General features: G+C 36.3%; 10 protein-coding genes. 5 read left to right on the forward strand and 5 right to left on the reverse strand.

Annotated features, from left to right (window positions below; all coding sequences use genetic code 11):
* Positions 1–113: 113 nt before the first annotated feature.
* The gene (locus tag KKG99_03955) at positions 114–2,759 is read right to left on the reverse strand and encodes a T9SS type A sorting domain-containing protein (protein ID MBU1012133.1); all 2,646 of its coding nucleotides are present in this window, start codon (positions 2,757–2,759) and stop codon (positions 114–116) included.
* 299 nt (positions 2,760–3,058) lie between these two features.
* On the opposite strand from KKG99_03955, the gene KKG99_03960 reads away from it, so the two are divergent.
* Genes KKG99_03960 through KKG99_03970 form a run of 3 tightly spaced genes read left to right on the forward strand, consistent with a single transcriptional unit; the run spans position 3,059 to position 5,089 of the window.
* Positions 3,059–3,397, forward strand: a complete 339-nt coding sequence (locus KKG99_03960; protein MBU1012134.1) for a PadR family transcriptional regulator — start codon at positions 3,059–3,061, stop codon at positions 3,395–3,397.
* Between the two features lie 13 nt (positions 3,398–3,410).
* Complete coding sequence (locus KKG99_03965; protein ID MBU1012135.1) at positions 3,411–4,079, forward strand: PspC domain-containing protein; 669 nt, start codon at positions 3,411–3,413, stop codon at positions 4,077–4,079.
* A gap of 41 nt (positions 4,080–4,120) precedes the next feature.
* On the forward strand, positions 4,121–5,089 hold the full coding sequence (locus KKG99_03970; GenBank protein ID MBU1012136.1) for a hypothetical protein: 969 nt from the start codon (positions 4,121–4,123) through the stop codon (positions 5,087–5,089).
* A gap of 92 nt (positions 5,090–5,181) precedes the next feature.
* Here the strand turns inward: KKG99_03970 and KKG99_03975 are convergent, their stop codons facing one another.
* Positions 5,182–5,976, reverse strand: coding sequence for an SDR family NAD(P)-dependent oxidoreductase (locus KKG99_03975; GenBank protein MBU1012137.1), 795 nt, complete (start codon positions 5,974–5,976; stop codon positions 5,182–5,184).
* A 140-nt stretch (positions 5,977–6,116) separates the two neighbouring features.
* On the opposite strand from KKG99_03975, the gene KKG99_03980 reads away from it, so the two are divergent.
* Both KKG99_03980 and KKG99_03985 read left to right on the forward strand, forming a co-directional pair.
* Positions 6,117–8,540 carry a transketolase gene (locus KKG99_03980; GenBank protein ID MBU1012138.1) on the forward strand — a complete coding sequence of 808 codons (2,424 nt, stop codon included), beginning with the start codon at positions 6,117–6,119 and terminating at the stop codon, positions 8,538–8,540.
* Positions 8,541–8,568: 28 nt separating this feature from the next.
* Entirely contained in the window at positions 8,569–9,552 is a 984-nt protein-coding gene (locus KKG99_03985) for an N-acetylmuramoyl-L-alanine amidase (GenBank protein MBU1012139.1), read from the forward strand.
* Between the two features lie 126 nt (positions 9,553–9,678).
* Here KKG99_03985 and KKG99_03990 read toward each other — a convergent pair whose 3' ends face one another.
* The 3 genes from KKG99_03990 to KKG99_04000 form a co-directional block, all read right to left on the reverse strand.
* Positions 9,679–10,392, reverse strand: coding sequence for a hypothetical protein (locus KKG99_03990; GenBank protein ID MBU1012140.1), 714 nt, complete (start codon positions 10,390–10,392; stop codon positions 9,679–9,681).
* Between the two features lie 127 nt (positions 10,393–10,519).
* Positions 10,520–11,869, reverse strand: coding sequence for a PAS domain-containing protein (locus tag KKG99_03995; protein MBU1012141.1), 1,350 nt, complete (start codon positions 11,867–11,869; stop codon positions 10,520–10,522).
* The gene (locus KKG99_04000; GenBank protein MBU1012142.1) at positions 11,859–13,217 is read right to left on the reverse strand and encodes a sigma-54 dependent transcriptional regulator; all 1,359 of its coding nucleotides are present in this window, start codon (positions 13,215–13,217) and stop codon (positions 11,859–11,861) included. Before KKG99_04000 ends, KKG99_03995 begins: the two co-directional genes overlap by 11 nt.
* Positions 13,218–13,256: the final 39 nt, after the last annotated feature.

The following is a 13,256-nucleotide window of genomic DNA, read 5'->3' on the forward strand; positions in this document are numbered from 1 at the left end:
CTGGTTGCTGGTTGCTAATGCGGCAAAACCTACATTCTTCATTCTTCATTTAGCATTCCTACCCGAACGTTCCGTTCTGAACGGGCGGGCAACATTGGCCAATAACAAGTGATTTATTTAATAATCAATTGTTTTATCAATTTCCCTTTCCTGTTTGTAAAAATTACAAAATAGGTACCTTTTTGATAGCCGCTTAAATCAATTTGATCGTTTAAGAAATCTTTTCGTTCCAAAACACATTGTCCGGCCAAATTAAAAATAGATAGATCAACCGGTTCCGGTGAAGCTATCGTAACGATCTTTTCTGCTGGATTTGGATATAATTGAATCCCATCTTCTTTGTCTTCATCAAAAATACCAGTGCCGATATCGGTTGTGAACGACCATGCAGCTCCTTCAGTTTCGCCTATCGTATTCCGATTTACAACTTTCCAATAGTAGGTAGTTTGATAGCTTAGTGTAGCTGGTTGATAGGTGCTTGTTTCATTTGTGTTATTTAACACTTTCTGTGCAGGTGGATTGCTTGTTCCAAAATACAAATCGATCTGATCAGTATTTGATCCGTTGTTCCAGCTCAAGGTTGGGTTTGTTGAAACTGCTGTTGCCTGGTTTTGGGGTTGAGGATTGGAAGGCTGCCCGGGAGGATCTGTTTGAATTCCCGCAATAGTCTTTAAATAATTGATATAACCTGCATCAATTTCTTCATAAGAAATATCGAAAACATTCCAATCTAATCCGCTCAAGAAAAAATCCCGGATGGTTGGGTAATCAGCATGATTTTTTTGCATAAAATGCCAGAATGCCTGTCCGAATGAATAAACCGACATATAACCATCAGTATCAGGCATTATTTCAGCAAGATTCGGAAAATGACCATGCTCATTTTTAAACCTTTCCAAGCCCTCTTTAAAATACCATGAACGGTTGGCCAGGTAATCGTCATTAACACTTTCGTATGCCATGATCTCAGCCATTCCTTCTGAATGAAAACTGGGAATAGCAAACAGATGAGTTACGAAGTTAAAATGAAAACCGTGAAAAAATTCATGGGGTATCAAAGTTTTAAGTGCTTCGTCAAGTCCACCCCAAGCTACTGTTGGAGATAAAAAATCTATTTTATCGCCTGACCATGCACTTCCACCATTGTAATCGTCTAAAATCACCATACAATAAAGCCCCGCCTGAGCATTGGGATAAACCACACAATTAAATTTATGGAGAATTGGAAATTCAAAAAGTGTTGTATAATGTTCAAATTTTTCTTCCAGTTTACCAGCGATATCATCCATAAACTGAATATCCTGGGGAGTCGAATAAATATTAAAATGATTGGTTTGGCGCTGCAATACAATGCGATTGGCAACATCGTTTTCATAAAAATAGGTCAAATGATGTTGCCAAATAGTTTCATAACCATCCGGGCCAAGATTTTGTATTCCAACTACAGATAATGCTTGTGCTTCGATATAGGATACCATTAACGATCTTTTATTAATCGAAGTAAAATCATCCATACTTTTGATATCATTAATCACTGGATTATGCCCCAACTCACTGATAGCTTCAACAATTGTGTTGCTATTTATATAAAAGCCACTATAAAAAAGCCCGAAAGCTTCTGCAAAATAAGAAGGACAATAGCCACCCTGGCTCCTTATTTGTTTTTTCTTTAAAATCAATTGTGCAAGGGTATTCTTTACCAGTCTCGAAAAAGAATCTTCATAAACATCATTTCTTCCTCCGGGAGGAATTGAAACATAAATTTCATTCGGAACTTTGTATCCGCCACATTTCCAATCAGGAAAATCAAAATTGATGAACGCACTTAATTCTTCTTTCCCAACCAGAAAGATTTTTACCTTTTCCTCTTCATCGAATAAATTATCGAGGCCGGGACGATCCCAATATGAGCATAGCTCCAGGAACCATTGATCAATTTCATTTTTGATCTCATCCCAATATTCCGACTGGGATTCATGGGCATAAAAAGCTGTATGTTCGCTTTCTGCAATTAAAGCGGGTGGCTCGGGATGATAGACTCTTGAACTATTACTGATCCGAAATTCATCAATCCAACCATCGAACTGGATATTACTGCCCCCATCAACACCACCCAAAAAAACCTTACGTTCAGCATTACATAAGCTGCCATCAGTTCCTTCAGGAAATGACTGTGAATTACTAAAAACCTTGTTCCAGTCCTGATCATGAACAATAAATGATATACTAGCATCTGCGGAATCGCTGGCAAGTATTACATGATGCCATTTTTCAATCTCCAACCCGGTCTGCTGTTCAATCCTTATTTCAGCAAGATTATCGAAAGTTACCCCACAATTAAAACCAAGGCCATCACTCCTAAAACCGATAACAATGGCTGCAACTCCCTGTCCATCTTTAATAAACAGGCTTGGAAATGCAGTTGAACCTGAACCGTAATTCCCAACTTTTACCCAGAACTCAATACGCCAGTCCCTGCCAAGGTTAAGCTCTGATGCAGGTTCAATCAGAATGCATTGTAATCCTTCTTCATTGTTCATTCTAAAGGCCTGTCCAAAACCGGTTAAAGAATTTCCATACACAGATTCGTTGCCCCAGTTTTGAACATTTCCGCTATATGATCCCTCAAAGGTCAGATCATTGTTGAAGTGGATTAATAATACCGTCGAATCATCATTGATGCAAGGATTGCCATTTTGTTGTGAGAAGGAATAAAAGGACACAAATATTCCAATAACAAGGAAAGTAAGGGATTTCATAATAAAATATATATAGTTCTTTTAATTATAATCAAATTCAATCCCCTACTCCAATAAGATCGTTGATCTTACAAAAATCAATCTAAAAATAATACCGAATCTACAAAAAATTTAGCTTCATTTATGGCCTAATTATTTATATTGAATAAAAATTACATCTCTCCTTCATTATTAAAATTTGTTTTATTTATCTGAATATCTGATTAATATTAGTTTTAAAGTATTATGCTATACTAATTAATAATATATTTTAAGTACTTTGTCTTGCATAGTACTGAAAAATGTTTTATGTTTGTAGCATGAATATTGAAAAAACACAAGCACAGATGAAGAAAGGGGTACTGGAATTATGTATATTATCCATAATTACTGGAAAAGAAGTTTACGCCTCCGATATTCTGGAAGAATTAAAACATTCGGAACTGATCGTCGTTGAAGGCACCTTATATCCCCTCTTGACTCGTTTAAAAAACGATGGCCTCCTAAGTTATCGCTGGGAAGAATCAAAATCGGGCCCACCGCGAAAATATTATGAAATTACCGAGATAGGTAAAAAAGTATTAAAAGAGTTAGACATCAGTTGGAAGGAACTGGTCAATGCTGTTCAATTGCTAACCAAATCAAACAATTTAATTTAAAAAAGCCAAAAAAATGAAGAAAACATTCACTATAAATATTAGCGGAATAATTTTTCACATTGACGAAGATGCATACTCGAAGCTGAATTCCTATTTAGGTAGTATAAAAAATCACTTCACTAATCTGGATGGAAGAGAAGAAATCATCTCGGATATTGAAAGCCGCATCGCTGAAATTCTACAGACAAAACTAAGCGATTCAAAACAAGTTATTGTTATCGAAGACATCAACGAAGTTATCGTAATCATGGGGCAGCCCAGCGATTTTTCGGATGAAGATGAAGAACCTGTTAAATCCCGCACAAATTATTCGGATCAGCAAACCGGCTATAAAAGATTGTACCGTGATCCTGAAAACAAAATGATTGGTGGAGTAGCCGGAGGAATTGGCGCTTATTTGCATATAGATCCGCTTTGGATAAGAATCCTGTTTATTATTGCATTATTTACAACAATAGGTGGGTTTATCTACATCATTCTTTGGATTGTTGTTCCGGAAGCTTTGACAACATCAGAGCGACTGGAAATGCGTGGCGAAAAAGTGAATATCTCGAATATCGAAAAATCAATTAAGGATGAATTCGATAATTTGAAAGGAACGATTAATGACCTGACGAACCAAGCTAAAGAAACTTACAAAAAAAAAGCGATATACCTAAGACAGTTTTCGAGGACATCCTAGAGCTATTCGTTAATATTGCCAAAGCATTTTTTAAAGGGATCGTGATCTTGCTCGGAATCGTGATTATGGTAACCGGGCTTTCACTTGTGCTGGTATTTGTTGCGGCATTCTTTGGTCGTGGAATCTGGTTCTTCGATGGTCCGGATATGGTTGTATTGCCTGCTTTTCAGCTCATGGATCTTTTCCTAAGCAGTTCGGGTAATATCGGTTTATTAAAAGTAGGATTATTTTTCCTGATCGGAATACCGTTAATCATGTTAATGTACGCAGGTATCCGAATGATTTTTGGATTTGAAAGGGTCAGGCATCTGGGATTAACTGCCTTTGTTCTTTGGTTAATCGGATTGGCTCTTACCTTGTCTTTTTCATACAGAATATTTCATAATTTCAGGTACGAAGCGGAAGATAAGTATGAATACGCAATCGAACAACCCAAAACAAATGAAATTTTCCTTGAAACCAAAAATTCCGACAAAACATTAAATTACAAGTACGATGAACTCATTGAAATTGACGATTTGGAAATTGCGGTGACAGATGATGGTTTTTATATTAATAAGGCAAGACTGGATATCAGAAAAAGCAATAATGATCAGATTAGTTTGACAAAGCATGCAACTGCCCGTGGAAGGTCTGGATTTGCAGCTAAAGAAAGAGCTGAATTAACCGTTTATAACTTTAAGCAAGAAGGAAATCGCTTCATTTTTGATGAGTTTTATAAAATCCCGAAAGATGTACTTTGGGCCGATCAGGAAATCACTTTAGAATTACGGATACCGGTTGGCACAAAAATTAAACTGGATCAAAATATGTACAATATTCTACGTCATAACTCCGGATATTATTATTATAGCTGGTCCGATCAGGATTATGTAATGACAGAAGATGGGCTTGAAAAATCCAGGAATTTAATGGAGAACTCAGACGATTCAGTTCAAAAAGGCTATTCAGGCATCAACTCAATTAATTTAAATTATTTTGGATTATCCTTTAATTATTTTATAAAATAATGCCATTTAGCGAGTTGCTGAGAATATTGAGAATTTAACTTTAAATACTTTAGTCACTTCATTTTTTCGTTCATTACTTAATTCTGCGTTTTCTAAGTAAATTGACGACAGTAGCGGTAGAGTTCCTCTATCGCTATTTTATTTTTGCTAAAACTGCATTCAACCGGTCGTTTATCTTCAAAATATTTTCCGGTGTAATTTAATCCAGCCGGATCTGTAGCAAGCCAAACAGGGGTTACAGCTCCGGTTTCAGGTGATTCGTGCCCTCCAAAACCTAAATTATTACTCAATTTTGAATTTACTTCACCGGGATGACAAGCATTTACCACAATACCAAAATTATCCAACCGTTCGGCAAATGCAACGGTAAGCATTCTATTTGCCTGTTTCGATTGTCGATAGGCCAAATCATTGTGATATGGGCGATGTTCAAACTGAAGATCATTGATATCCATATCACCGGCCCATGAACTTGCCACATTCACGATTCTGGCATCCTTCATACCAGACATAAACTCACTGAAATAGTGCATCATCCTGAAATAGCCTAATATATTTGTTGCAAACTGCAACTCAAAGCCATCGGTGGTAGTTCTTCGCTCACGAGGAGTAGTGGCAGCGTTATTTATTAAGATATGTAAGGGTCCCTCCCATCTTTTATATAAATCCCTTATAGAGGTATGGCTTGATAAATCAACCAACTCGTACCAAACTTTAGCACCGGGTTTTAATGCCTGTATTGTGCCAACGGCTTCTTCCAGCCTTCTTTCATTTCTACCCAAAAGAAATACTTCAAAATCCATAAAAGCTAATTTCCGTGCAATAGCAAACCCAATTGCGCCATAAGCACCGGTTACAATTGCAGTTTTTGGATTTTCTTGTTCCATGCAAATTTTGATTTCTTATATCGAATATAATCTATATCACACAATTATGTCAATATTTGTTAATAAATAGCCCAAATTGTGAATTTTTTATTTATAATCATTTTAATTAGCTTTGCCGATAATTGAAAGAATTAAAACCAATGACGAAAATTCTTGATAGGAATAAAATATTGAAATACTTAAATAAGGATGAAATCCTGAATGATTTTCGTATTGCCAACGAGAGCAGACAGGTGAGTATCTTGGGTCGTAGGGAAGTATTAACAGGAAAAGCGAAGTTTGGGATTTTTGGCGATGGGAAGGAAATTCCGCAATTGGCAATGGCTAAGGTATTTCAGAATGGTGACTGGCGCTCAGGTTACTATCGTGATCAAACCTTTATGTTTGCTTCCGGGATGATGTGTTTGGAGGAATTTTTTGCTCAGCTTTATGGTGATACCGATCAGGAATTCAACCCCGGAACCGGAGGTCGCTTGATGAACAATCATTTTTCAAGACCAACCCTTGACAAAAATGGAAACTGGCTGAATCTTTCTGAACAAAAAAACTCAGCGACCGACACCTCCCCTACTGCCAGCCAAATGCCCAGAGCGCTTGGCTTAGCGCAGGCTTCAAAGATGTATCGAAATAATCCTGAACTCAAAAATAATCAGCAGTTTTCAATAAAAGGGAATGAGGTTGCTTTTGCAACCATCGGAGATGCAAGTACCTCGGAAGGTCAGTTTTTTGAAACAATCAATGCTTCAGGTGTTTTACAGGTACCCTTAGCTGTTTCTATTTGGGATGATGGTTGGGGGATTTCGGTTCCGATAAAATTTCAAACCACAAAAGGAAATATATCCGAAATATTAAAAGGTTTTGAAAAAACCAAAGTAGCGGATGGTTTTCTGATTTATAAAGCCAAAGCATGGGATTATCCTAATTTAATTCAAACTTATCGGGAAGGAATTCAACAATGCCGTAAAAACCACATTCCGGTAATTTTTCATATTACAGAGGCTACTCAACCTCAAGGGCATTCTACTTCCGGTTCGCATGAACGCTATAAAACCGAAGAACAACTTCAGATTGAAAAAGAAAGAGACGGGATTGCGGTGATGAGAAACTGGTTGCTTGGATCAGGCATTGCAACTGAGGAAGAATTGGCGCATATTGAAACAGAAGCTATTAAAAGAGCTAAAGAGGCCAGAAAAAATGCCTGGAACAACTACCAAAAACCCATTAAAAAGAAACAACAGGAATTCCTGAAAATGGTGGATGTAACTACTTGTAACTGTGCTAAAACAGCTAAAATTGAGCTGATCAAAACAGAACTTTCAAAAGTGGGAGAACCCATTTATAAAGATTTGATGTCTTCAGGGAAAAAGATACTCAGGCTCATTTGTAACTCGTGCAGTAATCCTCAAAACTCACTAAAAACAAACGTTACCAATTGGTTGAATAAAGAGATGGCATTAAGTAAGGATAGATATAGTTCGCATTTATACAGTGAATCGGATCAATCAACACTTAAAGTTAAAGAAGTTAAAGCCATCTATAATGAAAATCCGGAATCAATTCCGGGCCGTGAAATTTTATTAAAAAATTTCGATTATATTTTTAATAAATATCCTGAATCCTTAATTTTCGGAGAGGATGTTGGAAAAATTGGAGGAGTAAATCAGGCACTTGAAGGCTTACAAAAGAAATACGGAGAGTTGAGAATTGCTGATACCGGAATCAGGGAAGCAACGATTATTGGTCAGGGTATTGGGATGGCAATGAGAGGCTTACGACCCATTGCAGAAATCCAGTATTTCGATTATTTATTATATGGTTTACAATTACTTAGTGATGATTTAGCTACATTGAGTTACCGCAGTCGTGGCACTCAAAAAGCACCATTGATTATTCGTACGAGAGGACATCGGCTCGAAGGCATCTGGCATTCGGGATCACCTTTAAGCATGGTTATCAATTCTGTTCGTGGCATGCATGTATTGGTTCCACGCGATATGACTCAGGCTGCGGGCTTCTATAATACAATGATGGTATCCGATGATCCTGCACTTATCATCGAACCACTTAACGGATATCGAATCAGAGAAAAAGTTCCATCAAATATTGGAGAATTTAGGGTCATTCCGGGAAAGGCAGAAATTTTGGTTAACGGAAAGGATTTGACACTGGTAACTTATGGTTCATGTGTAAGAATCGCTCAGGATGCAGTAAATCAACTTAAAGAATTTGATATTGAGGTTGAATTGATTGACGTTCAATCATTATTACCTTTCGATACGGATCAAATCATCAATCAGTCGCTTCACAAAACAAATAAAATTTTATTCTTTGATGAAGACGTACCGGGTGGTGCAACTGCATACATGATGCAGATGGTTTTGGAAGGGCAAAAAGGTTTTTATCATTTGGATGCAGAACCAAAAACCTTAACTGCCAAAGATCATCGGGCAGCTTATAGTACGGATGGGGATTATTTTTCGAATCCAAATGCTGAAGATGTTTTTGACGCGGTTTATAACATGATGCACGAATACAATCCTATAAAATATCCTAAGATTTTTTGATTTTTCACAATGAACCTTAATAAACAACATGAAAGTATTTATAACTATTTTATTCCTTCTTTTGGGAAGTTCGATCGCCGGAATTTCACAAAACAATTATAATTCTACCACTGCTGAGAAAGGAGAAGGGATCTTATCGTTACTTCGCAGGAATGGCCTAGATCCTGCAGTATATATGAATGAATTTATAAAGATCAATAAGGCTCATCTGAATAAAAATAATGAATTAATTATTGGGAGAAAATATTTTTTGCCGGGGATACCAACTACCAGCAACTTTGCCATCTTCGGTAAAAAATATGAAACCGTTGATATTATCGATCAGCAATTAAAAGGAGCCACTTATTATTTGATCAGCGGACATGGTGGTCCCGATCCAGGAGCGGTATCAATTATTGAAAATAAACAGGTTTGTGAAGATGAGTATAATTATGATATTGCGTTAAGGCTTGGCAGGGCCTTAATCCAACGTGGGGCCACTGTTTATATGATTATCAGGGATATAAACGATGGTATCAGGGATGAACGCTTTTTAAAATGTGACCACGATGAATTGTGTTACCCTGACAAGAAAATCCCTCATAACCAATTGCTCAGGTTGCGACAAAGAACCAATGCAGTAAACAAATTATACTTGGCTGACAAAGAAAAATTTCAACGGGTAATTATTATCCATATGGATGCAAGAAGTAAAAATGAAGATTTGGATGTTTATTTTTATTACGACAAACGGAGTAATAGTGGTAAAAAAATGTCGGAAATTTTGCTGAATAAGCTAAAACAAAAATATAACACGCACCAGCCCGGCAGAGGTTATGACGGTACAGTGTCACCACGTAATCTATTTGTACTTCAAAACACCTACCCTACTGCCACATTCATCGAACTTGGAAATATGAATCATCAACAAAATCAAAAACGGTTTCTAATAGCAGATAATCGTCAGGCCCTAGCTAATTGGCTTACCGAAGGATTGATCGAAGACTTTAATGAAGAAGTAAAGAAAAAATAATTTCGATCAGCTATTAGCTTTTAGCTGTTGGCTTTTAGGTTATTGGTTGTTTGTTGTTAGCTTGTATAAAAGTCAATAACCAATAACTAAAAAAAATACATCAGGTAAAATAGGTTGAATCTAAAACTAAATGCTGTTTTGTAATTCAGCTTCTTCCATGATTACTTCATAAACATAACCTGCACCAAAATCTTTATTCAGGTTTATGGTTCCTTTAAAGGTAACAACATCACCAACTTTAACTTCAGCAGCAGTAGTAATGGTCAGATCAAAAGCGTTCTCATTGCCAGTGCCATCTTGAATATGAACCCAATTTTTGCCCATAATGGCTTCATTGTATTTTACAACTTCTCCTCTAATAATAACTTCTTTTCCTTTAAAACTTTCAGGGTTTGCAAATAAATCACCTAAGGTAATGCCATCCTCAGCTTTTTCAACCTGAACAGCTTTTTTCACAGCCTCTTTGACCATACCGTGAGGGGCAGTCATGTCGGGTTGAGTTACAGGAATGGGTTCAAACGAAATTTGATTGATAAAATAAACAAGATCGAATGTTTTGTTTAAATCTTTGCTCTCAAAGTCTTCCATTGCTAAACCTTCCGTGAAATATACAGTTTGTCCTACCGAAAAATCATGCTTGGTACAGGCAATCCAAAACTTATCAGAACTCTCTTCAACCAATAAATAAGTATAAGCATTGGCTTGAAGAACTTCTTTTACACTGGCTTTATGCTGACCATCGACCGCTTCAACCGAATCAGCATTTGAAGAATTTGAATTACATGCGAATATTGATATAAGTAATATCATTAAAAGTGAGGAATTGAAAATTTTCATCATTATAATTTTAAAAGTTAGACTTAGATTTGTTAGAATATTTTTTTACATTTTGAAGTTCAAAAGTAGTTATTTTTTTCCAGAAAGCCTGATATCAAAAACATGATATATTCCAGCAATGAAACTGAGATTAATTGTGAGAATTTCCAAATATGAGTACGAACATGGCACCATTGCCATTATAAGAATGGGCAGAAATGCTGCCTCCATGCATGAGCATAATCTGCCTCGACAAGCTTAAACCAATTCCTGAGCCATCAGATCTGGTTGTAAAAAAGGGAATGAAAATTTTGTCTAGCAAGTCGTCGCTTAAACCCGTCCCCGAATCCTTAATTTCAATTTGTACCCTTTTGTTGGCTGCATGAAATGCCTTCACGGATATTTGTTTGGTCTCAACCTGCATAACAGCCCAAATTGAGTTTTTTATTAAATTAATTAGCACCTGCTCTATCTGTTCTCTATCTGCATTTATTTTCAAGTCATTTGGCTCAACTTCCCATTCAAAGATGATTTTGTCCTTTTCAAATGCCTCTTCGAATAAAATTACCAATTCATTCATTAAATCAAATAATGAAATTTCTACCATTTGGGGTAAGGGAAGTATGGTTAAGTTCCTGTATTTTCTTACAAATTCCATCATTCCCTCACCTCTATTTTTAATGGTAGTCAGACCTTTATCAAGCTTGGCCCTCATTTTCTCATCGGGTTCTTGATTTTTTTTGACCAAAGCAGAAAGTGAATCGGCCAAAGAAGTGATTGGAGATACCGAATTCATTATTTCATGAGTAAGGATGCGAATCATTTTTTGCCAGGTTTCTGTTTCTTTCAAATCCAATTCAGGTTTAATATTCTGAAGAGAAACGAGATTCAATTCCTCACCGGCAATTTTGTACATGGTAACCTTAGCAGCGAGTTGAAGCATTTCGTTGCCATTTTTTAGCTCTAATAATTGCTGTTGTCCGGGAATGAGCTTAAGAAAGAATTCGCTTAAATTTTTATGCGTAAAGTCCAGCGCAAATAAATTCTTAAGTCGCGATAATCCAAAAATCTTTAGGGCTTCGGAATTTATAAACCTGATCAATCTTCTCGAATCGAAAGCAAATACGCCTACTCCAACATGTTCTATTACAGCTTTGAAATACAGATCTTGCTCCTCCCGTTTTTTTACTACATCCTTAAAATGCATTGATAACAGATCAAGCTGAAAATTTAGTTCGTCAAAATCTCCCTTAGGACCAGTATTTCTGTAAATTACATTAATATCTTCTGTTCTAACCGATTCGAAAAACATGGCTAATTTTCTGTTAATTTTATTCAGATAATCGATCAACAAGTATATCTGGATAACAGTCAAAAAAACAAAGAATAACTGAACATACAATAAATTGGATTTATTCAACAACTGCAAGAAGATAAATCCACTTAAAAACATGAGCAAAATTCTTATTACAACCTGAATATAAAACTTTCTATAAACCATATTTTTTCATCTTATTGTAAATGGTTTGCCTTGTAATGCTGAGTTCCCGTGCTGCCCTGATCATATTTCCCTGATGCTTTTTAACCGCACTTAAAATGGCCTGCTTCTCAATTTCCTCTAGACTCCCGGTAAGTGATTGAATGCTTTGATTTCCTTCAGTGTTCATTGCATCCGCATCCAATATTTCATTTTTATTTAGGATAACGCATTTTTCAATTAAATGTTCTAATTCCCTGATATTCCCCGGCCAGGAATGTTTTTGCAATGACTGAATAAATGCTGATGTCATTTTCATACCCTCTCTTTTGTATTTCTTGGAAAAGCGTTCCAAAAAAATTTGCGCCAAAAACTCAATATCTTCTAATCGATCCCTTAATGAAGGCATTTCGAGGGTGATGGTATTGATCCGATAAAGCAAATCCTCGCGAAATTCTTTGTTGATGATCAACTTTTGAAGGGGACGATTTGTCGCCGTAATAAGGCGAATATCCAAATGTTCGGCCATATTTGATCCTAAAGGTGTGATTTTCTTCTCCTGCAATGCATTTAAAAGCTTCACCTGCATGGCCATCGATAAATTCCCGATTTCATCCAAGAACAATGTACCGCCATTGGCTGTACTCATTCTTCCCGCTTTGTCGCTTTTTGCATCTGTAAAAGCACCTTTTTTATAACCAAATAATTCACTTTCAAATAGGCTTTCACTTAATGAACCCAGATCAACTGTAACAAACGCTTCCTTACTTCTATTTGAATGCAAATGGATTTCACGAGCAAGTAAACTTTTCCCACTGCCGTTTTCACCTGTAATTAAAACACTGGCATCGGTTGGAGCAACCTTTGCAATAACTTCCATTATTTTTCTAAACGTGACAGATTTTCCGATAATTGGAATTTGATTACGATTAATCTCTTCAACAAGATAGTTTTTCTGAACTTTTAGCTTTGCCGATTCTTTTTGCGATCTGCTTAATTTTACAGCTGATTTTAAAGTAGCCGTTAATTTATCATTATCCCATGGTTTAAGCACAAAATCGGTTGCGCCTTCCTTCATTGCATTAACGGCTACATGCACATCACCAAAAGCCGTAAACATCAAAACCTCTATTATTGGATCAATTTCTTTAATTTTTTTTAACCAAAAAATTCCTTCATTTCCAGTATTTACAGTTGAAGTAAAATTCATATCCAATAAAACAACATCCGGAAATTTCGTTTGAATCATATTTGGGATCTGATTCGGATTGCTAATTGTAATCAGTTCCTTAAATTCATCATCTAATAAAACCTCCAGGGCACTCAGAACATCTTTATTATCATCCACGATTAAAATTACTCCTTCATTCATCATAGCAGGTATTTAACCAAATAATTCCCCGAAGCTCTG

It is taken from the genome of Bacteroidota bacterium (assembly GCA_018816945.1).
Classification (GTDB): domain Bacteria; phylum Bacteroidota; class Bacteroidia; order Bacteroidales.